The 26391-nt window shown below is 70.3% G+C and carries 22 protein-coding genes; 11 read left to right on the plus strand and 11 right to left on the minus strand.

What is annotated here, in order from left to right; translation table 11 throughout:
- Positions 1 to 80: 80 nt before the first annotated feature.
- Positions 81 to 2837, minus strand: a complete 2757-nt coding sequence (locus ACWDR3_RS01980) for a penicillin acylase family protein (protein WP_450349981.1) — start codon at positions 2835 to 2837, stop codon at positions 81 to 83.
- Positions 2838 to 3077: 240 nt separating this feature from the next.
- Here ACWDR3_RS01980 and ACWDR3_RS01985 point away from each other — a divergent pair, with 240 nt between their 5' ends.
- The 6 genes from ACWDR3_RS01985 (at position 3078) to mscL (ending at position 8913) form a co-directional block, all read left to right on the plus strand.
- Positions 3078 to 4613 carry a potassium/proton antiporter gene (locus tag ACWDR3_RS01985; protein WP_450350111.1) on the plus strand — a complete coding sequence of 512 codons (1536 nt, stop codon included), beginning with the start codon at positions 3078 to 3080 and terminating at the stop codon, positions 4611 to 4613.
- Between the two features lie 296 nt (positions 4614 to 4909).
- Entirely contained in the window at positions 4910 to 6202 is a 1293-nt protein-coding gene (locus tag ACWDR3_RS01990; protein ID WP_450349982.1) for an MFS transporter, read from the plus strand.
- A gap of 67 nt (positions 6203 to 6269) precedes the next feature.
- Positions 6270 to 6611, plus strand: coding sequence for an FmdB family zinc ribbon protein (locus ACWDR3_RS01995; RefSeq protein ID WP_450349984.1), 342 nt, complete (start codon positions 6270 to 6272; stop codon positions 6609 to 6611).
- Between the two features lie 110 nt (positions 6612 to 6721).
- Entirely contained in the window at positions 6722 to 7555 is an 834-nt protein-coding gene (locus ACWDR3_RS02000; RefSeq protein WP_450349986.1) for an S-methyl-5'-thioadenosine phosphorylase, read from the plus strand.
- A 152-nt stretch (positions 7556 to 7707) separates the two neighbouring features.
- Positions 7708 to 8265, plus strand: a complete 558-nt coding sequence (locus tag ACWDR3_RS02005; protein WP_450349988.1) for a hypothetical protein — start codon at positions 7708 to 7710, stop codon at positions 8263 to 8265.
- A gap of 183 nt (positions 8266 to 8448) precedes the next feature.
- Positions 8449 to 8913, plus strand: coding sequence for a large conductance mechanosensitive channel protein MscL (gene mscL, locus ACWDR3_RS02010; protein WP_450349990.1), 465 nt, complete (start codon positions 8449 to 8451; stop codon positions 8911 to 8913).
- 34 nt (positions 8914 to 8947) lie between these two features.
- Here the strand turns inward: mscL and ACWDR3_RS02015 are convergent, their stop codons facing one another.
- Positions 8948 to 9220, minus strand: a complete 273-nt coding sequence (locus ACWDR3_RS02015; RefSeq protein ID WP_450350116.1) for a hypothetical protein — start codon at positions 9218 to 9220, stop codon at positions 8948 to 8950.
- 77 nt (positions 9221 to 9297) lie between these two features.
- On the opposite strand from ACWDR3_RS02015, the gene ACWDR3_RS02020 reads away from it, so the two are divergent.
- From ACWDR3_RS02020 to ACWDR3_RS02035, 4 genes are all read left to right on the plus strand, one after another.
- Complete coding sequence (locus tag ACWDR3_RS02020; protein ID WP_450349991.1) at positions 9298 to 10527, plus strand: low temperature requirement protein A; 1230 nt, start codon at positions 9298 to 9300, stop codon at positions 10525 to 10527.
- Between the two features lie 185 nt (positions 10528 to 10712).
- Positions 10713 to 11747, plus strand: a complete 1035-nt coding sequence (locus tag ACWDR3_RS02025) for a P1 family peptidase (RefSeq protein ID WP_450349993.1) — start codon at positions 10713 to 10715, stop codon at positions 11745 to 11747.
- 325 nt (positions 11748 to 12072) lie between these two features.
- A complete protein-coding gene (locus ACWDR3_RS02030) occupies positions 12073 to 13302 on the plus strand; it encodes a L,D-transpeptidase (protein WP_450349994.1) in 1230 nt (409 codons plus the stop codon).
- Between the two features lie 157 nt (positions 13303 to 13459).
- On the plus strand, positions 13460 to 14206 hold the full coding sequence (locus ACWDR3_RS02035; RefSeq protein ID WP_450349995.1) for a DUF6227 family protein: 747 nt from the start codon (positions 13460 to 13462) through the stop codon (positions 14204 to 14206).
- A 69-nt stretch (positions 14207 to 14275) separates the two neighbouring features.
- Here ACWDR3_RS02035 and ACWDR3_RS02040 read toward each other — a convergent pair whose 3' ends face one another.
- The 7 genes from ACWDR3_RS02040 to ACWDR3_RS02070 all read right to left on the minus strand — a co-directional run bounded on the left by ACWDR3_RS02040 (position 14276) and on the right by ACWDR3_RS02070 (position 23091).
- A complete protein-coding gene (locus ACWDR3_RS02040; RefSeq protein WP_450349996.1) occupies positions 14276 to 14533 on the minus strand; it encodes a hypothetical protein in 258 nt (85 codons plus the stop codon).
- Positions 14534 to 14616: 83 nt separating this feature from the next.
- Complete coding sequence (locus ACWDR3_RS02045) at positions 14617 to 16668, minus strand: PTS fructose transporter subunit IIABC (RefSeq protein WP_450349997.1); 2052 nt, start codon at positions 16666 to 16668, stop codon at positions 14617 to 14619.
- Between the two features lie 328 nt (positions 16669 to 16996).
- Positions 16997 to 17944, minus strand: a complete 948-nt coding sequence (gene pfkB, locus ACWDR3_RS02050; RefSeq protein WP_450349999.1) for a 1-phosphofructokinase — start codon at positions 17942 to 17944, stop codon at positions 16997 to 16999.
- Positions 17941 to 18702 (minus strand): DeoR/GlpR family DNA-binding transcription regulator, encoded by a 762-nt coding sequence (locus ACWDR3_RS02055; RefSeq protein WP_124003876.1) that lies wholly within the window; start codon positions 18700 to 18702, stop codon positions 17941 to 17943. Before ACWDR3_RS02055 ends, pfkB begins: the two co-directional genes overlap by 4 nt.
- Before the next feature lie 130 nt (positions 18703 to 18832).
- On the minus strand, positions 18833 to 19351 hold the full coding sequence (locus ACWDR3_RS02060; protein WP_450350001.1) for a hypothetical protein: 519 nt from the start codon (positions 19349 to 19351) through the stop codon (positions 18833 to 18835).
- Between the two features lie 7 nt (positions 19352 to 19358).
- A complete protein-coding gene (locus ACWDR3_RS02065; RefSeq protein WP_450350002.1) occupies positions 19359 to 20090 on the minus strand; it encodes a Crp/Fnr family transcriptional regulator in 732 nt (243 codons plus the stop codon).
- A 1468-nt stretch (positions 20091 to 21558) separates the two neighbouring features.
- Complete coding sequence (locus ACWDR3_RS02070) at positions 21559 to 23091, minus strand: MFS transporter (protein ID WP_450350003.1); 1533 nt, start codon at positions 23089 to 23091, stop codon at positions 21559 to 21561.
- 62 nt (positions 23092 to 23153) lie between these two features.
- On the opposite strand from ACWDR3_RS02070, the gene ACWDR3_RS02075 reads away from it, so the two are divergent.
- Positions 23154 to 24119 carry a helix-turn-helix transcriptional regulator gene (locus ACWDR3_RS02075; protein WP_450350005.1) on the plus strand — a complete coding sequence of 322 codons (966 nt, stop codon included), beginning with the start codon at positions 23154 to 23156 and terminating at the stop codon, positions 24117 to 24119.
- A gap of 54 nt (positions 24120 to 24173) precedes the next feature.
- Here ACWDR3_RS02075 and ACWDR3_RS02080 read toward each other — a convergent pair whose 3' ends face one another.
- A complete protein-coding gene (locus ACWDR3_RS02080; protein ID WP_450350006.1) occupies positions 24174 to 24917 on the minus strand; it encodes a TetR/AcrR family transcriptional regulator in 744 nt (247 codons plus the stop codon).
- 430 nt (positions 24918 to 25347) lie between these two features.
- Entirely contained in the window at positions 25348 to 26346 is a 999-nt protein-coding gene (locus ACWDR3_RS02085; protein WP_450350007.1) for a sigma-70 family RNA polymerase sigma factor, read from the minus strand.
- Between the last annotated feature and the right edge of the window lie 45 nt (positions 26347 to 26391).

Genomic DNA, 26391 nt, shown 5'->3' on the forward strand with positions numbered 1-26391 from the left:
GAGGTCCGTGGACGCGTGAAAGGGCCCTCCACGCGTGCGTGGAGGGCCCTTCGAGGTCGTGGCCGGCTACCGCGGGCGGCTCACGGTTTCAGGACCAGTGTGTCGCTCGTGCTGTCGTCGACGGCCTTGTCCGTGAAGGACCACGGCAGCAGTTCGCCGTCGACCCACTTGCTCGTCTGGTCGGTGTAGTGCGCGCTGAAGGCGTGCCCGGAGGCGCCGGTGAGATTGATCCACTTTGACTTGTCGAGGTCGTCAAGGTTGACCACCATGCGCATCGACGGCACCCAGACGACGCCGTAACCGCCGGCCGCGTTCCACCCGGTGGCGTTGACGGTCGCCTCGCCGCCGCCGAGCTTCCAGGGGCCGCGGTTGAGGATGTACTGCACGACGGCGGGGCCGCTGGTGCCCAGGGTCTGGTTCTTCAGGAACAGGCGGTGCAGCCGGCCCCAGCTCCAGGTGTCGATGTCCTTGCCGAGCTTGGAGGTCAGCTCCCAGCGGGCATCGATCATGGCGCGCTTGAGCAGGTCGTCACGGTTGTTGGTCGCGCCCGGCCGGGTGCCCGACTTGGGCGTGGTCCACCAGTCGCTCTTGGGGTCGTTCATGAGGGTGCGCACGACCTCGAACCAGCGATCGCCGCCGTCGGGTTGCGCCTGGTCGGCGTCGCGCTGACCGCACTCTCTGACCTTCTGGGTGTCGTCCACGGGCCCGGTGTCATTGACGGGGTCGACCCACAGGCACTGACCCTCGACCCGCAGTTCCTTGGGCAGTTTGTTGCCGAAGGCGAGCTTGAGGATGTTGCGCCAGACCGAGTTGAAGTAGGCGGCCGCGGCCGAGTCGGCGTCCTGGGTGTAGTCCCAGCCCTCCAGCAGCTTCTGCGCCTCGCGGACGTCCTTGTCGTCGATGTCGATCTTCAGCAGCTTGGGCACGAGCAGCTTGGCGATCTCGCTGCTGTTGTCCAGCTGCATCTGGCGCATGTCGTCGGTGGAGATCTTGCCGCCGCCCTTGATCTTCGACTGGATCAGGTCGGTGATGCGCTGGCTTCGGGTGCCGTAGCCCCAGTCCGTGGTGAGCGTGTAGGGGTACTTGTCCGGGTCGATGACGGCCTGGTTGGCGGTGACGATGTAGCCGCGCTCCGGGTCGAACTCGTACGGCAGCTCGTCCTGCTTGATGAAGCCGGTCCACTGGTACTTGGAGTCCCAGCCCGGCGCGGGGATCGAACCGTCGTCGCCCTTGGCGCGGATGGGGATCCGGCCGGGCAGCGTGTACCCGATGTGGTTGTCGGTGTCGGCGTAGACGAGGTTCTGCGAGGGCACGTCGAACTTGGCGGCCGCCGAGCGGAACTCGGTCCAGTTGGACGCCTTGTCGATGGCGAAGACGGCGTCCATGGTGGTGCCCGCGTCCAGCGCGGTCCAGCGCAGGGCGATGCCGTAGCCGTCGCCTCTGTCGGGCGCGGCCGTGTCGACGGTGGCCTTCTTGCCGACCTTCACGAGTTCGTCGTCGCGGTCGGACAGCAGGGGTCCGTTGTTCGTCTCTCTGACGACGATCTTCTTGGAGGCGCCGCCGGCGACCTTGATGGTCTCCGTACGGGACTTGAAGGGCTTCACGGTGCCGTCGTACAGGTAGCCGTCGCCGCTGAGCTTCTCCAGGTAGAGATCGGTGACGTCGACTCCCGAGTTGGTCATGCCCCAGGCGATGTCCTGGTTGTGGCCGATGACGACGCCGGGCATGCCCGAGAAGGTGTAACCGGTCACGTCGTACTGGCACTTGGCGGAGACCGTGCGGCAGTGCAGGCCCATCTGGTACCAGACGGACGGCAGGGAGGCCGACAGGTGCGGGTCGTTGGCCAGCAGGGGCTTGCCGGTGATGGTGTACTTCCCGGCCACCACCCAGGAGTTGGAGCCGATGCCCTGGCCGTTCACCCCGACGGCCGTGGGGACGTCGTCCAGGACGTCGTAGAGGCCCGAGAGCTGGCTCTGCAGGGCCGAACCCGCCGACGAGGTGGACGAGCCCGTCGTGCCGCTCGTGGACGTCCCAGAAGTGCCGCTGTCGCCCTGCTCGAACGTCTGGGTGAGCTCGTCGTACTGGCCCTCCTGGACGATCGCCTGGTTGCGGCTGTACGGGTACTGCGGGTACAGGTCCTTGATCTGCTTGGGGCCGAGCCGGCTGGTCATCAGGGCGCGGTCGATCTCGTCGTCCATGTTGCCGCGCAGGTCCCAGGCCATCGCCTTCAGCCAGGCCACGGAGTCCACCGGGGTCCACTGCTCGGGCTTGTAGTCGTTGACGAAGCCGAGGGCGGCGTACTCCAGGGAGATGTCCTTGCCGTCCTTGCCCTGGAGGTAGGCGTTGACTCCCTTGGAGTAGGCCTGGAGGTACTTCTTGGTGGAGGCCGACAGCTTGGTGTCGTACTCCTCCTTGGCGACCCGGTCCCAGCCCAGGGTGCGCAGGAACTCGTCGTCCTTGACCTGGTCCTTGCCGAACATCTCCGACAGGCGCCCGGACGTCATGTGCCGGCGTACGTCCATCTCGTAGAACCGATCCTGCGCCTGGACGTAGCCCTGCGCCATGAACAGGTCCTCGTCGGAGGAGGCGTAGATCTGCGGGATGCCGTAGCCGTCGCGCTTGACGTCGACGGGTCCTGACAGACCGTCGAGCGTGATGGAGCCCTTCGTCTGCGGGAAGGACGCACGGACGGTACTGATCGACCAGTACGCCCCGTAGGCGACGCCTCCGATGATGGCCAGCACCAGGACGAGGACGACAAGGCGGGCTTTGCGCCCCTTCTTCCTGCCGGACTTGCGGGCCTTGCGACCCGTTGAGGCGGTGGTGTTGGGGGGCATCGCTGTCCTTGCTGTCCTTCCGCGAGCGGCAGGCGGGCTGGTCCATGTGACTGAGCGCTGGAGCAACCATAGGCGCAGGGCCCACAGCCCCTTGACGCGGTGTCCGGAACGAGCGCGGACGAGCGTTCGATCATGCCTCGGCGAGTGTCAAGGAATCGTCAAGAGTTAGGTAAGGTAACGAAGTACCTGGATGCGGAGCTCCATGGGCTCGTGTCCTATGTACGTGAGCTCCCGCGCGGGATGCGCGTGAGCCAGGGAAGGGAACGGCCGCTGACTGTCCACCACCTCAACCAGCTCCTGTTCGTCTGCTCGCTCGTCCTGCTCGTAGCCGTGGCCGCGGTCCGGATCTCCTCGCGCAGCGGACTCCCCAGCCTGCTCGTGTACCTGGGGATCGGCGTCGCCATGGGGCAGGACGGCGTCGGCGACATCCGCTTCGACAACGCCGAACTGACCCAGGTCATCGGATACGCGGCCCTGGTCGTGATCCTCGCCGAGGGCGGACTTGGCACGAAGTGGAAGGAGATCAAGCCGGCCCTGCCGGCCGCCTCCGCGCTGGCACTGGTCGGCGTCGCGGTGAGCGTCGGGGTCACGGCGTCGGCCGCGCACTACCTGATCGGGCTGGAATGGCGCCAGGCGCTCATCGTCGGGGCGGTGGTCTCCTCCACGGACGCGGCGGCCGTCTTCTCGGTGCTGCGCAAGATCCCGCTCCCCACGCGCGTGACGGGCACCCTGGAGGCCGAGTCCGGCTTCAACGACGCCCCTGTCGTCATCCTGGTCGTCGCCTTCTCCACGGCGGGCCCGGTCGACCACTGGTACGCGCTGATCGGCGAGATAGCGCTGGAGCTGGCCATCGGCGCCGCCATCGGCCTCGCGGTGGGCTGGCTGGGCGCCTGGGGGCTGCGACACGTCGCCCTGCCCGCCTCCGGCCTCTACCCCATCGCCGTCATGGCCATCGCCGTCACCGCGTACGCGGGCGGCGCCCTGGCGCACGGCAGCGGCTTCCTGGGCGTCTACCTCGCCTCGATGGTGATGGGCAACGCCAAGCTGCCGCACTGGCCCGCCACGCGCGGGTTCGCCGACGGGCTCGGCTGGATCGCCCAGATCGGCATGTTCGTGCTGCTCGGCCTCCTGGTCACCCCGCACGAACTCGGCGACGACATCTGGCCCGCCCTCGTCATCGGCATGGTGCTCACGATGGTGGCGCGGCCCTTGAGCGTGGTGGTCTGTCTGACGCCGTTCCGGGTGCCCTGGCAGGAGCAGACCCTCATGTCCTGGGCCGGGCTGCGCGGCGCGGTGCCCATCATCCTGGCGACGATCCCCATGGTGGAGGGCGTCGACGCCAGCCGCCGCATCTTCAACATCGTCTTCGTCCTGGTCGTCGTCTACACCCTCATCCAAGGCCCGACCCTGCCCTGGCTGGCCCGCAAGCTGAGCCTGGGCGGGGACGCGGAGGCCGCGGACCTCGGCATCGAGTCGGCGCCCCTGGAGCGGCTGCGCGGTCATCTCTTGTCGGTCGCCATTCCCGACGGCTCCAAGATGCACGGCGTCGAGGTGGCCGAACTGCGGCTGCCCGCCGGAGCGGCCGTCACCCTCGTAGTCCGCGAGGGAAAATCGTTTGTCCCGCTGCCGACCACGGTCCTGCGGCACGGCGACGAACTCCTCGTCGTCGCCACCGACCCCGTCCGGGACGCGGCGGAACGACGCCTGCGCGCGGTGGGCCACGGCGGCAAGCTGGCGGACTGGCTGGGGACGGACGGGGCGGGCGCGGGGCGGTGACGTGCCCCTGGGGCGTTAAGGGTGCGTTTCGCACAATTCACGCCCGACGCAATCGCAGGCGAGCGTCCACATGGTGCTCACTTTCACAGGAGCACCAGCCCTTGATCCCTGTAGGATGAAGGCAGACTTTGATCGAACCAACTCTGCCTGACGCAGAGCTGGCGCGACCGTATGGCGGTCGGATCGCTCTCCACAGGGAGACAGCGGGCTCCGGCATCTACCGCAGTTCCGCGCAAGAGGACAGCTCTCGGCGCCCCCGCACGGGCGCGCTACCAGGCGGCAGAAAGGCACGGGCCGTGGCATCCACGGTCACCACCGAGCCGTCGGAGAACGCGCCGGCTCCCACCCGCCCGGGATACGGACAGCTGCTGCGCACCCGCGGCGCCTGGACCTTCCTGCTCCCCGGCTTCGCGGCACGCCAGCCGTTCGCGATGCTCACCATCTCCATCGTGCTGCTCGTGCAGCACACCACCGGCTCGTACGGCGCCGCCGGCGCCGCCGCGGCCGTCACAGGCGTCTCCATGGCCGTGTTCGCGCCCTACAGCGGCCGTCTCGCCGACCGCTACGGGCAGCGCACGGTCCTGCTCCCCGGTGTCCTGATCCACACGCTGTCGGGCCTGACCCTGACCGCGCTCGCGCTGGCCCACGCGCCGCTGTGGGCGCTGTTCGTGGCGGCCGTGCCCACCGGCGCCTCGGTGCCGCAGATCGGCCCCATGGTGCGCGCCCGCTGGGGCGTGAAGCTCCAGGACTCGCCCCTGCTGACCACCGCCGCCGCCTTCGAGTCCGTCACCGACGAACTGACCTTCGTCTTCGGCCCGCTGCTCGCCACCGCCCTGTGCACGGCCGTCGACCCGGCCGCCGGCCTGGTGACAGAAGCGGCGCTGACACTCATCGGCGGCCTGCTGTTCGCGGCGCAGAAGAGCACTCAGCCCACGGTCGCGGTCCGCGGGCACGCACGCGTGGAGCACGTTTCCGCGCTGAGCATCCCCGGGGTGCGCGTGCTGATCGTGACCTTCCTGGGCATCGGCTCCGTCTTCGGCGGCATGCAGGTCTCCCTGGCCGCGTTCACGGAGTCGATCGGCGAACCCGGCCTCAACGGCGTCCTGTACGGCGTCTTCGCGGCGGGCAACATGCTCTCCGGGATCGTCTGCGGCGCGATCGCGTGGAAGACCGCCCCGCGGCGACGCCTGGTCGTCGGCTACGGCGCGCTCGCCCTCACCGCCTCCGGGCTCTGGGCCGCGCACTCGGTGCTCGTCCTGGCCGGCCTCGGCCTGCTCGTCGGCATGTGCATCGCGCCCGCGCTGATCACGGGCTACACGCTCGTCGAGGGCCTGGTCCCGGCGGGCGCCCGCACCGAGGCGTTCACCTGGCTGACCGGCGCGGTCGCGCTCGGCCAGGCGGCTGCCGTCACCGTCGCCGGACAGCTGGAGGACCGCTTCTGGACGGGCGCCGGGTTCTTGGTGCCCGCGGCGGGCACGATACTGGCTCTGGCGACTCTCCTGACCCTCCGCTCACGCCTCGCGGTGCGGCCCCGCAGCCGGACCGTGGCACGTGGCGTCGGTCACCGCGTGCCGGTGACGGTGGACTGATCCTCAGGAATACGTCACTATGGACCGTCGTTAGCACTCACTGAGTGAGAGTGCCAGGAGGAAGACAGTGCCCACTTACCAGTACCAGTGCACCGAGTGCGGCGAGGGCCTCGAGGCGGTGCAGAAGTTCACCGATGACGCCCTCACCGAGTGCCCCAACTGCGGTGGCCGCCTGAAGAAGGTGTTCTCGGCGGTCGGCATTGTCTTCAAGGGCTCCGGTTTCTACCGCAACGACAGCCGCGGCTCCTCGTCGAGCAGCGCGCCGGCCTCGTCGTCCAAGTCGACGTCGTCGTCCTCTTCGAGCGACTCGTCGTCTTCCTCGTCATCGTCTTCTTCTTCGTCCTCCTCGGACTCGAAGTCGAAGTCGTCGAGCACCGGCTCCTCCTCCAGCAGCAGCTCCGCCGCCTAGGACTCGCCTACGGGACCCTGTCGTCACAGGACGGCAGGGTCTTCGGTGTTCCTGGAGGTGTTCCCGGAGCGCCTCACCTCTCGCCGCCGGGGCCGATTACTGTGCTGGTCATGGCGAACGCAGAGATCGGTGTCATCGGCGGCTCGGGCTTCTACTCGTTCCTGGAGGACGTGACCGAGGTCGAGGTGGACACCCCGTACGGGCCACCCAGCGACTCCCTCTTCCTGGGCGAGGTCGCCGGCCGCCGGGTCGCCTTCCTGCCCCGGCACGGACGCGGCCACCATCTGCCCCCGCACCGCATCAACTACCGGGCCAACCTGTGGGCGTTGCGGTCCGTCGGGGTGCGCCAGGTCCTCGGCCCGTGCGCGGTGGGCGGCCTGCGCCCCGACTACGGACCGGGCACGCTGCTCGTGCCGGACCAACTCGTCGACCGTACGAAGTCCCGCGCCGGGACGTACTTCGACGGCCTGCCGCTGCCGGGCGGCGACGTACCGAACGTCGTGCACGTGTCCCTGGCCGACCCGTACTGCCCCACCGGCCGCGCCGCCGCGCTCAAGGCCGCGCGCGGACGGGACTGGGAGGCGGTGGACGGCGGCACCCTGGTCGTGATCGAGGGGCCGCGCTTCTCGACCCGCGCCGAGTCGCTCTGGCACCAGGCGCAGGGCTGGTCGATCGTGGGCATGACCGGCCACCCGGAAGCGTCCCTCGCCCGTGAACTGGAGCTCTGCTACACGTCGTTGACCCTGGTCACCGACCTCGACGCGGGCGCCGAGACCGGCGAGGGCGTCTCGCACGACGAGGTACTGCGGGTGTTCGCGGCGAACGTGGACCGGCTGCGCGGGGTGCTGTTCGACGCGGTGGCCGCCCTGCCCGCCACGGAGGAACGGGACTGCCTGTGCACGACGGCACTTGGCGGGATGGATCCGGGGTTCGCGCTGCCGTAGCCGGTCCCTGATCGGCGGAGTGGCTCGGAACTTCCCGTTCGAGTGAGGGAGTTGTCCACAACCCGTCGGTCGTCCACCGGCCGCGGCTAGCTTCGGCGAAAAGCCCCATCGTGGGTTCGCAAGCCGATCCCTCGTCGCAGGTGGTGACCCACATGACCTTCCCACACCCTCCCGTCCTCTCCTCTCCGGCTCCCCCGCGCTGGGCGCAGCGCCCGCCCAGCACCGACGCCCCCGCCACCTGCGAGGTCCCGCACTTCGCTCCCGTGCGGGTGCGCGGCGGGCGGTATCAACTGCGGCGGCTGGTACGGCATCGACGGCGGGCGCTGGCCGCGGGCCTGGCCGTGACGGCGGCCGCGCTGGTGGCGGCGGGACCGCAGAACACGGACCGGGCACGCGGACATCCGGCGGCGGATCCGGTACGACACCACCGGGCCGTCGAGATGGTGGCCGCGCCGGTGCGGATCACCGACGGCGCCACGGTCCGGCTCCTGCGGCCGGGCGACCGGGTCGACGTCATCGCCGCACGGGAGACGGCGACGGGCGGAGACGCGCGCGTGGTCGCACGCGGGGCGCGGGTGACCAAGGTGCCTGAACCGCTGGACAGTTCGGTCGACAGCGGGGCGCTGGTCGTGCTGTCGGTTCCGCGCTCGCTCGCGGCGCGGCTGGCCGGCGCCGGGGCGACGGCACGGTTGGCGGTGACGCTGTGCTGAATCAAGTCGTCCACGGAATCCGCACGATTCATGTGAATCACCTGGTCCACGCCGTCCGCGTTCTGCACCCTCGCTTGTCAAGTCCCTCGTTCGAGCTACCCAATTGGACAGGGCGACCTTGCCCTGACGTAGGTTGCGGAGCTGTTTGTTCCACAACCGGCGCATGCGAGAAGAGGCCCCGCGGTGAGCGAGAAGAAGGATCCGAGCGTCTGGCAGGGCTTCAAGGCCTTCCTGATGCGCGGGAACGTCGTCGACCTGGCGGTGGCGGTGGTCATCGGCGCCGCGTTCACCAACATCGTGAACGCGGTGGTGAAGGGGCTCATCAACCCGCTCGTCGGGGCGATCGGCACCCAGAACCTCGACAGCTACAGCTCGTGCCTGAGCGACAGTTGCTCCGGCGACAAGGGCATCCAGCTCATGTGGGGCTCGGTCCTCGGCGCCGCCCTGAGCTTCGTGATCACCGCGGCCGTCGTCTACTTCCTGATGGTCCTGCCGATGTCGAAGTACCTGGCACGACAGGCGGCCCGGGACAAGGCGAAGGAAGGCACGCACGAGGTCATCGAGCTGACCGAGCTGGAGGTCCTCAAGGAGATCCGCGACGCCCTGGTCGCGCAGCGCGGCTCCGGGAACGGCGAGCGGCAGCCGTAGCGCAAGCAGCGGTGACGGGGGCGGTCGGCGCGGTTCAGATGTGGTGGGGCGGCTTCTCGTCGAGGAAGCGCTTCAGGTCCGCCGCGCCGCCGCTGTCGGTGCCAGGACGCTCGCCCCAGCCGCGGTCCGTGTCGTCCGAGGACTGCTGGTCCAGCGGGTCGTCGAAGATCAGCGAGGGCTTCGGCCTACGGGACTCCGAGACGGCGGGCGCGGGGGCGGCCGGCTCGGGAGCGGCGGGGCCGGGGCCGGCGGAGTCGGGGGCGGTGGCCGGATCGGGGGCGGTGGCCGGATCGGGGGCGGTGGTCATGTCCCCAGGGTACGACCCCTGTGCATTTGTGAATGCTTTCACAAGAATTTCCGCCGATTATCTGGTGTGCTGGACCCATGACGAGCAGTTCGACTCCGTCGTCGGCGCCCTCCGGCGAGCCCGCACGCCACAGACCCCTGCGCAGGATCACGGCCCGCGGCCGGGACGAGGCGCACCGCGTCGCCTCCCCACTGGAGCTCTTCTTCGACCTGTGCTTCGTGGTGGCCGTCGCCCAGGCGGGCATCCAACTGGTGCACTCCGTGGCCGAAGGGCATCCGGGCGAGGGGATCCTCAACTACGCGATGGTCTTCTTCGCCATCTGGTGGGCGTGGATGAACTTCACCTGGTTCGCATCGGCTTACGACAACGACGACGTGCTCTACCGGGTCGTCACCCTGATCCAGATCGCCGGAGTGCTCGTGCTCGCGGCCGGGGTGTCCCGGGCGTTCGAGGACCACGAGTTCCTGGCCGTCTGGCTGGGCTATGTGATCATGCGGGTCGCCATGAGCGCGCAGTGGCTGCGGGTCGCGCGGTCGAGCGAGGGCGCGGAGAGAACGACGGCGTTGCGGTACGCTGGCGGTGTACTGCTGTGCCAGGTCGGCTGGTTGGGGCTGCTGGTCCTGCCCGAGGGCGGCCGCGCCTGGGTCTTCCTGGTGATGGCTGTCCTGGAGATGTGCGTACCGCTCTACGCGGAGAAGGACCACCCGACCTCATGGCACCCGCACCACATCTCCGAGCGGTACGGGCTGTTCACGATCATCGTGCTCGGCGAGACCATCGCCTCGGCCACCGTCGCCGTGAAGACGGGCGTCGACGAGAACGACGCCCTGGGCGAGCTGTTGCCCATCGCGTCGGGTGGATTGCTGATCATCTTCGCCGCCTGGTGGATCTACTTCGTGGTGCCCATCCACGGGCATCTGCGCTCCAACCGGCAGTCCTTCCTCTGGGGTTACGGCCACTACGTGATCTTCGCGTCGGCGGCGGCGATCGGCGCGGGTCTGGAGGTAGCGGTGGAACAGGCGGTCGGCAAGGCGCACATCTCCACGCTGGCCGCGTCGGCGGCCGTGACGCTGCCGACGGCGCTGTTCCTGCTCACGGTCTGGTTGCTGCACGCACGCTTCTACAAGGTGGGCACGGCCCAGCAGTTGGTCCTGCCGACCGCCGCCCTGCTGGTGATCCTCTGCACGTTCCTGGGCGACTGGGCGGTACTCGCCGCCGGCATCGTGTCCGCGCTGACGGTGGCGACCGGGGTGACGCTGACGGCGCGCATGGTGGCCGGGGAGCGCAGGGCGACGCAGGAGGTGTGACGGGAGCGCCCGGCCTCCGAGCGCCGGCACACCGAGTACCCGCACACCGACCGCCCGCACCGCGAACACCGGCACCCCAAGCACCCGCACCCCGAATACGGGCACCCCAAGCACCAACACCCCGAATACGCGCACCGCACCCGCCGCTCACGTGACCGTGCCTCCCGCCGGGCGAGACTGGGCCCATGACAGTTGACGCATTGACGGATGTGGCCGGTGTGCGGGTGGGCCATGCGACGCGCATCGGTGACGGTTGGCTGACCGGCACCACCGTCGTCCTCGCGCCGGAGGGAGGCGCCGTGGCCGCCGTGGACGTACGCGGCGGCGGTCCCGGCACCAAGGAGACCGACGCCCTCGACCCGCGCAACCTCGTGCAGAAGGTCGACGCGATCGTCCTGACCGGCGGCAGCGCGTACGGGCTCGACTCGGCGTCCGGGGTGATGGCGTGGCTGGAGGCGCAGGGGCGCGGAGTGCGGGTCGGGCCGGATCCGGCGCACGTCGTGCCGGTGGTCCCCGCCGCCTGCGTCTTCGACCTCGGCCGGGGCGGCGACTTCTCCGCCCGGCCGGACGCGGCCACCGGCAGGGCGGCGGCCGCGGCGGCCGCGGCGAGTGCGGCCGGAGCGCGGGTGGAGGAGGGGTGCGTGGGTGCCGGTACGGGTGCCACGACAGGGCCGTTGAAGGGAGGGATCGGTACCGCGAGCGTCGTGCTCGACTCGGGGGTCACGGTGGCCGCGCTGGTCGTGGCCAATGCAGCGGGGTCGGTGGTCGATCCCGAAACGGGGGTGCTGTACGGGGAGTTGTTCCAAGGGCGCGTGAACTATCCGGAGGCGGGTGTGCACGAGGCCGCGCGCCGGCGCCTTGCGGAGACCCAGGCGAAGAACTCCCGCCCCCCGCTCAACACCACGCTCGCCGTGGTCGCCACCGACGCGGAACTGTCCAAGGCGCAGGCCCAGAAGCTGGCCGGCACAGCGCACGACGGCATCGCGCGCGCCGTACGGCCGGTGCACCTGCTCCACGACGGGGACACGGTGTTCGCGCTGGCGACGGGTGCCCGCCCCCTAGACGCCGAGAACCCCCTCGCCCTGAACGACCTCCTCGCGGCGGGCGCGGACCTGGTGACGCGCGCGATCGTACGAGCCGTGCGCGCCGCAAAGCCGGTGACGGGCGCGGGCGGGGGCGGGGAGTGGCCGTCGTACGGGGAGTTGTACGGGGGGCGGTGACGGCGGGGAGGTGGGGGCGGGGGCGCCAGGGGCGGGGAGGGAGGGGAGGGGGGAGGGGGGAGGGGCCCCCAGGAGGAGAACGAAGCGCGAGTGAGGCGCCTCGTGAGAGGGACCCCCCCCACGAGCAACGCAAGCAAGCCCCCCACGAGCAGCACAAGGCCGTCCCAAGCACCGTCCCCGCGCCCCAACCACGCTCCCGCGATTGTCCAGGTTTTGTCACGCGATGGTGTTCATGGGGAACGCAGGCAACCCCACCCGGTGTGCGGTCCCTCTTTGTTCACGCATCGGAGCGGATCACGCACATCACACGAACCTGGAGCAGCCCGTGACAACGCCGGACATAGCAGCGCGGCGCGTACTGGGGGCCATCGCCGCCCTGGTGGTCGGCACCCTCACCCTCAGCGGCTGTGGCGGCGACGCCAATGCCGACACCAACGGCAAGAGCGACGGGAAGAACGGAGACACGGCGGTCAAGACGTCCGTCGCGAAGATCGTCATCTCCGCCAAGGACGGCTCGACCAACGCGTCCATCAACACGACCGGTGTGAAGGTCAGTGGCGGCAGGCTGGCCGTCGTGAAGATGACGGTCGCCGGGTCGGGGCAGGCCGTCGAGGGCGTGACGTCGGCGAACGGCAGTACCTGGAAGCCGAAGGAGCAGTTGGAGCGCGGGACGAAGTACGAGATATCGGCGACCGCGAAGGACGCGAGCGGCAAGACCGCGGCCGCCAACTCGATCTTCACGACGGTGTCTTCGGCCAACAGCTTCATCGGAACGTACACGCCGGACAACGGCACGACGGTCGGTGTCGGGATGCCGGTGTCGTTCACCTTCGACAAGGCGATCAGCGACACGAAGGCCGTGCAGTCGCACATCACGGTCACCTCGACCAGCGGCCAGAAGGTCGAAGGGCACTGGTTCGGGGCGCAGCGGCTCGACTTCAGGCCCGAGGAGTACTGGAAGGCCGGCTCCAAGGTCACGATGAAGATCGACCTGGACGGCGTGCAGGGCGCGAACGGCGTGTACGGGGTGCAGAAGAAGACCGTCACGTTCACCATCGGGCGTTCGCAGGTCTCCACGGTCGACGTCAACACGCAGACCATGACGGTCGTACGCGATGGTCGGACCCTCAAGTCGGTGCCGATCTCGTCGGGCAGCCCGGAGCACACGACGTACAACGGGCAGATGGTGATCTCCGAGAAGTTCACGCAGACGCGGATGAACAGCCGGACGGTCGGGCTCGGTGGCGAGTACGACATCCCGGACGTGCCGCACGCGATGCGGCTGACCTCGTCGGGGACGTTCATCCACGGCAACTACTGGTACGACAAGGGCAACCCGCCCTTCGGCCGGACGGGCACCAGCCACGGCTGTGTCGGGCTCGCGGACGTGCAGGGCGCGCAGGGCGCGACGAACGCCAAGTGGTTCTACGACAATTCACTCATCGGGGACGTGGTGATCGTGAAGAACTCCCCCGACAAGACGGTCTCCCCGGACAACGGGCTCAACGGCTGGAACCTGCCGTGGAGCGAGTGGACCGCCGGAAGTGCCGCCTGACCGGCGGGTTTTGACGGGTTCTTGAGCCGCGCGGGAACACTCCGCGCGGCTCGCTCGTTTTGTGGACGTACGTTTTCTCGGTTCCCGGACATGATGTCCGACCGAGGGGCTACGGTATGCACCCACAAGGTGACATGCAGCAACGCCGGGAGAAACCTTGAGCGTTCCGTACGAGACGGCAGCGTACGAACCACCCGAGTCGTTCGAGTCTCCGGAGGAGCATCTCGAACGGCTCCTCGGCCGTGCCCTGAACTCCTTCGAGCTGCCGGACGAGACGATACGGCGGCTCGACTGCGCGCTGGCGCACGACAGTTCGCTGCACTCCGCGCATCACAGCGCGGGCCTGCACCGCGAGACGTACCGGCACACCTGGCTGCTGGCCGACGGCTCGGCGCTCACTCTCTGGGAGCTCGTGCACAACACCGCGCCGGGCAGCATCGCGCAGCACGAGGTGTACGTGGACGAGGAGGAGTTGCGGGCGGCCACCGCGCGTCTGCCGCTGCCGCCGGACGCCCCGGACTTCGAACTGCCGGTGACGGTGCAGTTGTCGCCGGTCCCCGCGCCGCGGCACGCGTACGTGCCGGACGATTCGGCGGATCACGCGCGCCGGCTGCTGCGCCGCGCGGAGAACACCGACCGGCCGGACGCGGACACCGCCGACCTGCTCACCATGGCGTGCGCGCACCAGATCACGCAGGCCTTCGGGCGCCCGTGCCGCACGGTGCGCGCCGGGTTGTGCTTCGCGCTCTACGAGCACGCGTTCCTGCTGTGCGACGGCGCGGAGGTCTCCCTGTGGGAGGTCGAGCACACGGCGACGCCGGACGGGCGGCACATGTGCGAGGTGTACGTCACCGAGGACGCGGCCCGGGACGCGATCGAGCGGCGGGCGGCCCAGGTCTCCTGACGCCGGGCCGTGCAGGTCTGCCGACGCCCACCGACGCCCTCGACGACGACTCGGCCCGCGCCCGCGGCCTCAACTGCCGTTGCTGAGCTGTCGTACGAGGCCCGCGAACGCGGCCTTCTCCGCCGGGGTCAGTTCGACGGACTCCAGGTGGGGGGCCGTTCGGCGTTGGTGCGGGAGGGCGTGCAGGGTGGGGTCGGTGCGCCAGAGGGCGGCGCCGGAGCGGGCGCGGCGCAGCAGGCGGACCAGGCCGATCAGCCAGACGGCCGTGGCGAAGGCGAGCAGGGCGACGCCCAGTGACTGCAGGATCGAGACGCTCTCATCGGCCATGCGCCCCAGTAGACAACACGGTCCGGGACTTTGGTCCCGGACCGTGATGTATCTCGCAGATGGCGCAGTTGCCCCTTAGCGGGTCACGCCGCGACCGGCTGCTTCTTCTCCGCCGTCGGCGCGGCGGTGCCGTCCGGGGCGGCCGTGGTCGCGGCGCCCGGGGCCTGCTTGCGCATGCCCTTCAGGACGATCACCAGGGCGGTCGTGACACACACGCCGGCCGCGAGGGCGATCAGGAAGAGGAACGGGTTGCCGATCAGCGGGACCACGAAGACGCCGCCGTGCGGGGCGCGCAGCGTGGCGTCGAAGGCCATCGACAGGGCGCCGGTGACCGCGCCGCCCGCCATGGACGCGGGGATCACGCGCAACGGGTCGGCCGCGGCGAACGGGATCGCGCCCTCGGAGATGAAGGAGGCGCCGAGGACCCAGGCGGCCTTGCCGTTCTCGCGCTCGGTCGGGGTGAAGAGCTTCGCGCGTACGGTCGTGGCCAGGGCCATGGCCAGCGGCGGGACCATACCCGCGGCCATCACCGCGGCCATGATCTTCATCGCGGAGTCGCTGGGGCTGGCGACGGCGATGCCCGCGGTGGCGAAGGTGTACGCGACCTTGTTGACCGGGCCGCCGAGGTCGAAGCACATCATCAGGCCGAGCAGGGCGCCGAGCAGGACGGCGTTGGCGCCGGACAGGCCGTTGAGCCAGTCGGTCATCCCTTTCTGGGCCTCGGCGATGGGTTTGCCGATCACCACGAACATCAGGAAGCCGACGATCGCCGAGGAGATCAGCGGAATCACCACGACCGGCATGATGCCGCGCACCGCCGCGGGGATCTTGACCTTCTGGATGGCCATCACCACGCCACCGGCGATGAGACCGGCGGCCAGGCCGCCGAGGAAGCCCGCGTTGATGGTGAGGGAGATCGCGCCGCCGACGAAGCCGGGCACGAGACCGGGTCGGTCGGCCATGCCGTAGGCGATGTAACCGGCCAGGACCGGGACGAGGAACTGGAAGGCCACGCCGCCGATCTGGAACAGCAGCGCGCCCCAGCTGTCCACCTGGGTCCACGCGAAGTGGTCCATGACCGACGGTGCCTTGTTGACCTCCCAGCCGCCGATCGCGAAGCCGAGGGCGATCAGCAGACCGCCCGCCGCGACGAACGGGACCATGTAACTGACGCCGGACATCAGCCACTTGCGGAGCTTGGAGCCGTAGCCCTCGCCCGCGTCGCCGCCGCGTTCGACGGGGGTCGCGGCGCCCGAACCGGCCGTCACCTCACCGCGTTCCGCCTTCGCGCGCACCTCGGAGATCAGCTCGCCGGGGCGGTTGATGCCCGCCTTCACACCGACGTCGACGGTCGGCTTGCCGGCGAAGCGTTCCTTCTCCCGTACGGGCACGTCGTGGGCGAAGATCACGCCGTCCGCCGCGGCGATCACCGCGGGGTCGAGGCGGGTGAAGCCGGCGGAGCCCTGCGGCTCGACGACGAGTTCGATGCCCGCCTCGCGGCCCGCGTTCTCCAGGGACTCGGCCGCCATGTACGTATGGGCGATGCCGGTCGGGCAGGAGGTGACGGCGACGATGCGGAAGGGGCGTTCGTCGTCGGACGCCGGTGGTGTGCTGTCCGTGGCGGCGTCGGCGGAGGCCGCCGCCGATGCCGCCACGGAGTCTGTGCCGGCCTCGGCCTCGGGCCGGGCCTCGGGCTCGTCCCCGCGGATCAGCGCCGCGGCCGACTCCGCGTCGCCCACCGACCGCAGCGCGTCCGTGAACTCGGTGTTCATCAGATGCCGGGCCAGTGAGGACAGGATCGTCAGGTGGGCGTCGTCGGCGCCGGCGGGCGCGGCGATGAGGAAGATCAGGTCGGCGGGGCCGTCCGGGGCACCGAAGTCGATCCCGGCCGCGCTGCGTCCGAAGCCGAGGGTCGGTTCGGTGACGTACTCGCTGCGGCAGTGCGGGATGCCGATGCCGCCGTCGAGACCGGTCGGCATCTGCGCCTCACGCGCGGCGACGTCGGCGAGGAAACCCTCCAGGTCGGTCACCCGGCCCAGGGTCACCATGCGCTCGGCCAGGGCGCGTGCCGCGGCTTCCTTGGTATCGGCGGACAGGTCGAGGTCGACCAGGTCCGCGGTGATGAGGTCGCTCATCGCGGGCTCCTTCGCTCGCGTATCGCCCGGGGAGTGGAGTGGGCGCGTATGGGGACGGGGACGGTGCGGGGGGTTGTGGGGAGCGGGGAGTGGGGGAGATCGGGGCCGACGGCCACCGGATCGGAGGCGGTGAGTGGACCGGAGGCCGTGAGTGGACGGGAGGCGGTGAGTAAGGGATCGCCTCGCCGCCCAGGAATCGGCCGAAGAGGATCTCGGACCGAACCGCGAACCGAGCCGGGGACCGGACCGCGGACCGAACCGCGGATCGGACCGCGCCGAGGTCGGCCAAGCGAACTGCCAGGAGCCGTACAGAGGTTCACGAATCCGTTCATGACACCGGCTCCCTCAGCACGCGATCCGCCGGCACCTCCGCCGTCACCGTCACCGCCGCCGGGTCCAGGTCGCCCGGGGAGGGCATAACGCTGCCCGGCAGTTGGACGGCGGCCGCGCCGAACGCGACCGCGGAGGCGAGGGCCTCGGGGCCGCTGCCGCCGGCGATCAGGAAACCGGCGAGCGAGGAGTCCCCGGCGCCCACATTGCTGCGTACGACGTCCACGCGCGCGCTGCCGAACCAGGCGCCCGAGCCGTCCACGAGCAACTGCCCGTCCGCGCCCAGGCTGGCGAGCACGGCGCGTGCGCCCATCTCGCGCAACTCCTCGGCCGCCTTCATCGCGTCGCCGACCGTGGCCAGGGGGCGCCCGACGGCCTCGGCGAGTTCCTCGGCGTTGGGCTTCACGACGTCGGGCCGCTCGCGCAGTGCCGCGAGGAGCGCGGGCCCGGAGGTGTCCAGGGCGATCCGAGCGCCGCCGGCGTGCGCCCGGGCGACGACATCGGCGTACCAGGCGGGCGCGAGCCCTCGCGGGAGGCTGCCGCAGCAGGCGATCCAGTCCGCGTCCGGCGACTGCGCGCGGACCGTCTCCAGGAGCAACTCCTGTTCCTCCGCGGACAGTTCGGGCCCCGGTGCGTTGATCTTCGTGAGCACCCCGTCCGCCTCGGCGAGCGCGATGTTCGAGCGGGTGGCGCCCGCGACCAGGACCGGCGCGACCTCGATGCCCTGCGCGTCGAGCAGGTCGGCGACGAGTGCGCCCGGCGCACCACCGAGGGGCAGTACGGCGACCGTGCGCCGTCCGGCGGCCGCGACGGCGCGCGAGACGTTGACGCCCTTGCCGCCCGGGTCCATGCGTTCGCCGGTGGCGCGTATGACCTCGCCGCGGTCGAGCGAGGGGACCTCGTACGTGCGGTCCAGGGACGGGTTGGGGGTGACCGTGAGGATCATGCGCGCACTACTTCCGTACCGCCGCGCTCGATGTCGGCGGCGTCTTCCGGGCTCAGCCCGCTGTCGGTGATCAGCAGGTCCACGTCGCTCAGGTCGCCGAAGCGGGCGAAGTGCTCCTGGCCGTACTTGGAGGAGTCGGCGAGGAGCACCACGCGCCGGGCGGCGGCGACCGCGGCGCGCTTGACCGCGGCCTCGGCGAGGTCGGGGGTGGTCAGGCCGTGGTCGGCGGAGAAGCCGTTGGCGGCGACGAACAGGACGTCCGCCCGGATCTCGCCGTACGCGCGCAGCGCCCAGGCGTCCACGGCGGCGCGCGTACGGTGGCGCACGCGTCCTCCGACGAGGTGGAGCTGGATGCCGGGGTGGTCGGCGAGGCGCGCGGCGATGGGCAGGCTGTGCGTGACGACGGTGAGGGAGGCCTCCAGCGGGATGCCGGCCGCGAGCCGTGCCACGGTCGAACCGGCGTCGAGGATCAGCGTGCCCTCGCTGGGCAGTTCCGCGACGGCGGCCTTCGCGAGGCGGTCCTTCTCGTCGGCCGCGGTGCTCTCGCGTTCGGCGAGGTCCGGTTCGAAGTCGAGACGCCCCGCCGGTATGGCACCGCCGTGCACGCGGCGGAGCAGGCCTGCGCGGTCGAGGGCCTTGAGGTCCCGGCGGATCGTCTCCGCCGTCACCTGGAACTCCTCGGCCAGCGACACGACGTCGACCCGGCCGCCGTCACGGGCGAGCCGGAGGATCTCCTGCTGCCGCTCCGGTGCGTACATGTCCGTTCGCCTCCGACTGAGTGCCTGACCGTGTCCGATCAATGCCCGAACTTGTGGTTTCACTCGGAGGCTACGCCCGGATTTCCGGAAAGTAAACGGGTTCGGACACGACTCGGACGTAAACGGGCAGTCAGCCGTGCCGCAGGGTTTTGATCTTCTGCTGGGCGGCGATGATGGCGCGGGCCAGCTGGTGGCGGGCGTCCTCCTGCCGCATGGCCCTGACGAGCTGGGTACGGTGCTCCGAGAGGGGCACCTTCACGGCCGGCCCCTGCTCGGGCAGGGCGGTGGCGATGTATTCGGCGGCCCGCTCGACGACCCGCGTCAGTTCGGGGCGGACGGCTTCCGTGTGGTCGGCGATTCCCTTGATCATGTTGCTGACCTGGCAGACGTCCTCGAAGTCGGCCGCGCGACAGGGCTTCTGTTCGAGGCGGCACTGCGCCTTGTAGAGGTCGGCGAGCCACTCGGTGGGCTTGTCGAGTTCGCTGTTCGTCTCGTCCTTGCTGCGCATCTTCCGCATCCAGGCGAAGACCTGCTTGTGGTGCACCAGGGTGTACGTGGCGAGGACGCCCGTGACGAGGCAGGAGACGGCGGTCAGCGCCAGGGATCCGGCGCTGGTGCCGATCGCCAGCGTGGTGGTGCTGGTCATCATGCTGTGCTCAGCTCCCGGCGGCGAAGTGACGCAGCGCGTCGACGTCGTGGACGATGAACTGCCGGTACCGGGCCTCGATGACGCCGTGGTAGCGCAGGGTCCGGAGCGCGTTCTCCGTGGTGGAGACGGCGAGTTGGAGGGCGGCGGCGATGTCCTTCTGGCCCGGCCCGGTGATGGTGGCGCACCCCGTGCCGGGGCCGGGGGAGCCCGCGGTGTCGGCGAGATGCGCCAGGAGCCTGCTGGTGCGCTCCAGGGGCGGCCGGGTGGCCAGGGTGTAGACGAGCTCGTCGCTGCGGCTGCGGTCTTCGAGGCTGCGCAGGAGGGCGAGCTGGATCTCGGGGTGCCGGCCCAGCAGGACGTTGAAGTGGCGCGCCCGGCAGGGGATCGCCACGGTCCTGGTCAGGCACCTGGTGCGGACGGCGGAGCCCGGGGTGATGAGCTTGGCCTCGCCGACCAGTTGGCCGCCGCCCCGGAACCGCGTGACGCTGGGGACGCCCTCCCGGTCCCCCAGCGGGAACCGGTCCTGGCGCACGACGCCGTCCCAGATGATGTACACGTTGCGGTCGTCCTGCCCCATCGGCAGGTGCTCGTCCCGGTCGAAGCTGCGGCTGCGCAGTCCGGCCCGCAGCAGAGCGCTCAAGCCCTCGGCCGACAGGCGCTGCAGGAAGCTTCCCTCGGGCTTGTTCTCGTGGTCCAGCAGGAGGTCGGTCGGCCGGGCGGTGTCGACGGTCACGGGCATGCCCGCTCCCCCGCTCCGGCGCTCACGGTGGCGCGCGTCCCGGCGTACGCGCCCTGAGGCGCGCGATGGTGACTACGTGTCACGGGCAAGGTGCCGCGAGGTCCGCGGCACGACGGCGGAACGGGGCCGTCGTGGTGGGCGGTGCGCATTGACTCTGGATCCCCTGTTCTGATGACGCTCTGAAACCCCGCTGATCAGCGGGGTTCCGGGGTGGTGGGTCCTGCTCTCTCCGGGAGGTGCGACAGCGCCCGGGTGGTGAGGCCGGGCGAGTGGAGACGGTTGAGCGAGATAAAGCTACCCCTCGCCGCGAGTGAAGAGCCAGTCGCGTTTTCGAAGGTACCGCGACGAATAGCGATCATGGTGCGAACCCCCTCGCGCCGGGGTTTTGTTACAGAAGATCACGCACAATCCGGGCGAGAAATACCTCAGCCATTTACCCAATTGCCGATCGCGGTTATCCACGTGCCCCGACAGAGGGCAGACGGGACTCTTCTCGATGAGCGACATATGACGGCCGCATAAACCCTCGGCAAAGACGAGAGGCCCCGGGGCACCACCCCCAGGACCTCCCGGAAAGGTCCGGACCCACCAGGGATCAGACCGCTGCCCAGTAAACACCACGGATGCCCTTTGGGTCACTCCCCATCAGGCATCAGGAAGACGTCATCGCCCGGCGGCCAGCCGAAACCGGGCCCCGGCGATCTGTCACGGACAGCACACCGACCCGTACGCGCCGTCGGGACACCTCACCGGGCCGCACGTTTTACCCCCTTTGCCTGCACAGGGGCGAGACGCTCCCGTCCCTCCCCGGGCAATGACAGCGTTATCAATTGACGGTCATCGATCAAGACTCAACAGATTCGGCCAACGCCTCCCCGCCCGACCGGCGACCGCACCGCCCGCGGACAGGGTCGGCGAGACCGCCGGAGCGGACCGCTCCGGCTCGTCGAATTAGCCCGCCACCACGTCAGCAATTTCTTTTCGAGAGGTAATCCGAGTCGACAGAAAATACGGCGTTTCCGGGCGGGGAGCGGAATCACGCACGGGAATCCGGAGTTCGCCGCCGCACATCATCAAATGTCGACTAAGGCACAAGGGCACTGTCATCCGGCCCCACCTGGGTGCCGTCGCCACAGCCTGTCGACCCACCCGTCCGCCACGACCTTATGCACTGTCAGTTTCGTTGCGGAGCAGGCGAGTTGAGCGCACGATCCGCACAACTCCGGAGTGTTCCATGCACAAGTGAGCATTCCGGTACGTGGTGGGGCGTTCGGCACGGAGTGCGCTGTCGGTTCCGCCCCGGCGTACGCCCCCTGTGACCACCGGCGTACGCCATCGTCCGACCGGGTACGCCGAGCGCCCCGCCCCGGTACCGACTCGGGGCGGGGCGGAGCGCTGTCGCGCGTCGATGGAGAACGTGCCGGTGGACAACGTGTCCGTGGACAAAGTACCGATGGACAACGTCAGGTCATCCGGCCGTCCGCCCCGTCCGCTCGGCGTCCGCCTTGCCGGCCCCCCGCCCCGGCAACGCGAACATCAGCAGGAAGATCAGCCCCATCACCGCGGCCACCCATCCCAGCGCTCCCTGGAACGCGTCCACGAACGCCGGGCCCACCCGGTCCGGCGTCAGGTGGTCGTCCATCGTGCCGAAGAAGACCACCGAGACCAGGCCGAGCCCCAGCGCATTGCCCATCTGCTGAACGGTGTTGATGAGCCCGGACGCCGAACCGGCGTGCTCCCGCGGCACCTCGGACAGGATCGTGTCGGTCAGCGGGGCGAAGATCAGGCCCATGCCCGCACCCATCACGACGAGCGGGAGCGCCATCTGCCAGGAGGCGATGCCCAGTCCGTAGCGCTCGGACTCCCAGAGGTAGAGCAGCACGCCCGCGGCCATCACCAGCGCACCGGCCTGCAGGACATTGCGTCCGCCGACCCGCGGCACGAGCTTCTGGACGGACATCCCGGCCGCCACCGACACGGCGATCGAGAACGGCACTCCGGTCAGCCCCGCCCGCAGCGGGCTCCAGCCGAGCCCGACCTGCATGTACAGCGTCCAGACGAGGAAGAAGATGCCGAGTCCGACGCCGAAGACGGTCTGCACGGCGATGCCGGCCGCGAAGCTCTTCACCTTGAACAGGGAGAGTTCGACGAGCGGCGAGCCGTCCCGTGCCGCCTTCTTCTTCTCGTACGCCACCAGTCCCCAGAAGACGCCGATCGAGCCGGACATCGACACGAACCCCCAGGCGGGCCAGCCCAGTTCCTCGCCGCGGGTGAGCGGGTAGAGCAGCATCAGCAGGCCGAGGACGACCAGGGCGACGCCCACCAGGTCCAGCTTCAGCGCGCGCGGGGCCTTCGACTCGGTGATGAAGCGGCTGCCGAGGATCAGGCCCGCGATGCCGACGGGCAGGTTGATGAGGAAGATCGGGCGCCATTCGAGGCCGAAGAGGTTCCACTCCGTCAGCAGGGCGCCGAGCAGCGGGCCCGAGACCGCGCCGAGGCCGACGATCGCGCCGAACAGGCCGAACACCTTGCCGCGTTCGTGCGCCGGGAAGGTCGCGTGCACGATCGACAGCACCTGCGGCACCATCAGCGCCGCCATCCCGCCCTGCAGGATCCGCGAGGCGACCAGCATCTCCGGGTTCGCCGCGAAGCCGCACAGCGCGGAGGCGAGTGTGAAGCCGCCGATGCCGATGAGGAACAGCCGCTTGCGGCCGTGGATGTCACCGAGCCGGCCGCCCGTGATCAGGCCCGCGGCGAAGGCGAGCGCGTAACCGGCGGTGATCCACTGGATCTGGCTGAAGGACGCGCCCGCGTCCCGCTGGATCGACGGGATCGCGACATTGACGATCGTGACGTCGACGAGGTCCATGAAGGCCGCGGTCATCACGATGGCGAGCGCGAACCAGCGCCGCCGGTCGCCCGGGGCGGGCTGCACGCTGTCGTCCGGTACCGCCGTCACCGCCGGCTGGACGCTGAGAGGTGTGGTCTCCGTTGAGGTCATGAGACGAACCTAGAAGGCCACTAGGTCAGATCGTGTCCTAGTTCTACGGCATCCTCGAACTCATGACGACGGACACCCCGGCCCGGCTCCTGCAACTCCTCTCCCTCCTCCAGACGCCCCGCGAGTGGCCCGGCGGCGAGCTCGCCGACCGGCTCGGCGTCTCGCGCCGCACGATCCGCCGCGACATCGACCGGCTGCGCGAACTGGGCTACCCGGTCGAGGCCTCCCTGGGCTCCGACGGCGGCTACCGGCTCGTGGCGGGCAAGGCGATGCCCCCGCTCGTCCTCGACGACGAGGAGGCGGTGGCCATCGCCGTCGGCCTGCGCGCGGGCGCCGGACACGCCCTGGAGGGCGTCGACGAGGCCTCCGTACGCGCCCTCGCGAAGCTGGAACAGGTGCTGCCCTCCCGGCTGCGTCACCGCGTCTCCACCCTCCAGGCGGCGACCACCCCGCTGACCAGCGGCGACGGCGCGAGCATCGCGCCCGAGACGCTGACCGTGATGGCCTCGACGGTGGCCGGGCACGAGCGCCTGCGGTTCGCCTACCGCGCGGCCGACGGCACCGAGTCGCGCCGCCTCACCGAGCCCTACCGCCTGGTCTCGACCGGCCGACGCTGGTACCTCGTCGCCTACGACCTCGACCGCGCCGGCTGGCGCACCTTCCGCGTCGACCGCGTCGCCGACCCCTTCGCGACCGGCGCGCGCTTCGCCCCGCGGGAGCTGCCGACCGGCAGCGCGGCGGAGTACCTGCGGCGCTCGATGCAGCGACAGCACGAGTCGTACGACTTCGAGGTCACGTTCGCCGCCCCCGCGGAGTCCGTGGCGGCGCACCTCCCGAGCTGGCTGGGCACCCCCGAACCCCTCACCGCCGACAGCTGCCGCCTGCGCGCGGCGGTCGGCGACAAGAAGGAGTGGCTGGCGGTCCGGCTCGCCCTGCTGGGTTTCGAGTTCACGGTCCAGGAACCGGCGGAACTGGTGGAGTGTGTACGGGAGTTGGCCGGCCGGCTGGCTCGGGCGGCGGGCGGCTGAGGACGCCGGCGGCAGCCGAGCCACGATCCCTCCACCGCCGACCTACCCGCCGGACTACCCTCTCGCCACGTCCCCCCACGGAAAGTCCCGCAGCGCCTCCAGGTTCCGCAGCGCCATCGCGGCCGGCCCCTTCGGCCCCGACGCGGGTGCCTCGCCGGCGGCCCAGCCCTCGACGGCGACCCGTACGGCGGCGCTGGCCACGGCGGCCGCGAAGCGCAGGCCGGGAGACTGGGCGGGGCCGCTGCCAACGTTGTCGGCACCCCGTACCGGATGCCCGTCAGCACCTTGTCCCGGATCCCGGCCGTCAGGACCCCGTACCGGAGACTTCCCCAGCCGCCCCGCCAGTACCTCGCCCAGCCTGCCCTCCGCGTCGTGCGAGACCTCGGCCCACACCTTGTGCAGGGCGGGGCTCGTGTCGGTGAGGCGGATGAGGGTGCGGACCAGTTCCCAGGAGGCGGCGGAGACGCCGACGCCCGGGGTCAGGGTGTGGCGTACCGCGTGTTCCAGTGCCTCGGGCACGGAGAGGTCGGCGGGGGCCGCGCGCAGCGCCTCGCCCCAGCGCTCGGCGCCCGCCGCGTAGAGCGGGGCGACGGCTTCTTCCTTGGAGGCGAAGTAGCGGTAGAAGGTGCGCGGCGCGATACCGGCGGCCTGGGCGATGTCCTCGGCCCGGGTGGCGCGCAGTCCGTGGCGTACGAACAGTCCGGCCGCGGCCCGCGCGATCTCCATCCGGGTCGCGGCCTTGCGCCGTTCGGTCAGCGAGGACGCGCGGGACTGCTGTGCGGGGGTGGAGCTGCTCACACCGGCAGGCTATGCCCATGTGGCACAATCTGCCATTCGGCGGGCCACCCCGGGGTTCAGGTTCGGGGTGCCCCGCCGTCCACTCTGCCCTGCCCGGCCGCGGTCCACAAAAGCGGACGGCGGTGTGGGCGGCAGCGGCGGCGGCAAAAAAGAGCCGGGCTCCGGCGCCCGGGGGGAGGGCGCCGAAGCCCGGCTCAGGGAAGGTCCCGGCGCCGGGGGGGAGTGCGTCGGGACGTGGTCCAAGGGGGTCGAGGGGACGGTGTCCCCTGACCCGAACTCCTGGGCCCTGAAGTCTTGTTCCCGGGGCCCGGATACTTGAAGCGGTGGAACACGGCCATGTTTGCGCCGGTGTTCCGCCACCCGGCGTACGCGGTGGAGGCTGTCGTACGCCACTGGCATCTGCCGAGTGACGCACGCTCCCCCGCGCCGCTTACGCGGCCGCTTCGAAGCCCGTGTCGCGGGCCAGCTTCTTCAGTTCCAGCAGTGCGTGCTTCTCGATCTGACGGATGCGCTCGCGCGTCAGGCCGTGTTCCTTGCCGACCTCGGTCAGGGTCCGCTCTCGGCCGTCGTCGATGCCGTAGCGCATCTTGATGATGGAGGCCGTGCGCGGGTCGAGGCGGCCGATCAGGTCGTCCAGCTCCTCGCTGCGCAGCAGGGTCAGGACGGACTGCTCGGGGGAGACCGCGGAGGTGTCCTCCAGCAGGTCGCCGAACTGGGTCTCGCCCTCGTCGTCCACCGCCATGTTCAGCGAGACCGGGTCGCGGGCCCAGTCCAGGACGTCGATGACGCGCTCCGGGGTGGATGCCAGCTCGGCGGCGATCTCGGTGGGCTCCGGGTCGCGGCCGTGCTCGCGGTTGAACTCGCGCTGGACGCGGCGGATCCGGCCGAGCTCCTCCACCAGGTGGACGGGGAGCCGGATGGTGCGGGACTGGTCGGCGATCGAGCGGGTGATCGCCTGGCGGATCCACCAGGTCGCGTACGTCGAGAACTTGAAGCCCTTGCGGTAGTCGAACTTCTCGACCGCGCGCACCAGGCCCGCGTTGCCCTCCTGGATCAGGTCCAGCAGGGGCAGGCCGCTGCGCGGGTAGCGCCGGGCCACGGCCACGACCAGGCGGAGGTTGGAGCGGATGAAGACGTCCTTGGCCCGCTCTCCCTCGTCGACCAGGGCCTGCAGCTCCTCGCGGCTGGCCTCGGCGTGCGAATCCTCGTATCCCTCGAGAACCTGTCGCGCGAACACACCCGCCTCGATGATCTGAGACAGCTCGACCTCCTTGGCGGCGTCGAGCAGCGGTGTGCGCGCGATCTCGTCGAGGTACATGCCGACCAGGTCACGGTCGGCGATCTCGCCGGCGTGGGCGCGAACACTGCTTGCCCTGTCGGCCGTCTCGCCAGAGGCGGACTTACGACGGGCGACGGCACGGGTTGCCATGCGAGCTCCCTTGCGATGGTGGCTGGCGGGTGGTCTGTCGGACAC

The sequence above is a fragment of the Streptomyces sp. NPDC001002 genome (genome assembly GCF_053599215.1).

What these genes read in the sequence shown, in the direction of transcription:
- ACWDR3_RS02005 (WP_450349988.1), top strand. Translation starts at nt 7,708, where the DNA reads ATGACCTTCCCACACCCTCCCGTCCTCTCCTCTCCGGCTCCCCCGCGC.
- ACWDR3_RS02055 (WP_124003876.1), bottom strand. Translation starts at nt 18,702, where the DNA reads ATGTACGCACCGGAGCGGCAGCAGGAGATCCTCCGGCTCGCCCGTGAC.
- ACWDR3_RS02085 (WP_450350007.1), bottom strand. Translation starts at nt 26,346, where the DNA reads ATGGCAACCCGTGCCGTCGCCCGTCGTAAGTCCGCCTCTGGCGAGACG.
- ACWDR3_RS02025 (WP_450349993.1), top strand. Translation starts at nt 10,713, where the DNA reads ATGACAGTTGACGCATTGACGGATGTGGCCGGTGTGCGGGTGGGCCAT.
- pfkB (WP_450349999.1), bottom strand. Translation starts at nt 17,944, where the DNA reads ATGATCCTCACGGTCACCCCCAACCCGTCCCTGGACCGCACGTACGAG.
- ACWDR3_RS01985 (WP_450350111.1), top strand. Translation starts at nt 3,078, where the DNA reads ATGCGCGTGAGCCAGGGAAGGGAACGGCCGCTGACTGTCCACCACCTC.
- ACWDR3_RS01980 (WP_450349981.1), bottom strand. Translation starts at nt 2,837, where the DNA reads ATGCCCCCCAACACCACCGCCTCAACGGGTCGCAAGGCCCGCAAGTCC.
- ACWDR3_RS02020 (WP_450349991.1), top strand. Translation starts at nt 9,298, where the DNA reads ATGACGAGCAGTTCGACTCCGTCGTCGGCGCCCTCCGGCGAGCCCGCA.
- ACWDR3_RS02040 (WP_450349996.1), bottom strand. Translation starts at nt 14,533, where the DNA reads ATGGCCGATGAGAGCGTCTCGATCCTGCAGTCACTGGGCGTCGCCCTG.
- ACWDR3_RS02065 (WP_450350002.1), bottom strand. Translation starts at nt 20,090, where the DNA reads ATGCCCGTGACCGTCGACACCGCCCGGCCGACCGACCTCCTGCTGGAC.
- ACWDR3_RS02000 (WP_450349986.1), top strand. Translation starts at nt 6,722, where the DNA reads ATGGCGAACGCAGAGATCGGTGTCATCGGCGGCTCGGGCTTCTACTCG.
- ACWDR3_RS02070 (WP_450350003.1), bottom strand. Translation starts at nt 23,091, where the DNA reads ATGACCTCAACGGAGACCACACCTCTCAGCGTCCAGCCGGCGGTGACG.
- ACWDR3_RS02045 (WP_450349997.1), bottom strand. Translation starts at nt 16,668, where the DNA reads ATGAGCGACCTCATCACCGCGGACCTGGTCGACCTCGACCTGTCCGCC.
- ACWDR3_RS02060 (WP_450350001.1), bottom strand. Translation starts at nt 19,351, where the DNA reads ATGATGACCAGCACCACCACGCTGGCGATCGGCACCAGCGCCGGATCC.
- ACWDR3_RS02015 (WP_450350116.1), bottom strand. Translation starts at nt 9,220, where the DNA reads ATGACCACCGCCCCCGATCCGGCCACCGCCCCCGATCCGGCCACCGCC.
- ACWDR3_RS02075 (WP_450350005.1), top strand. Translation starts at nt 23,154, where the DNA reads ATGACGACGGACACCCCGGCCCGGCTCCTGCAACTCCTCTCCCTCCTC.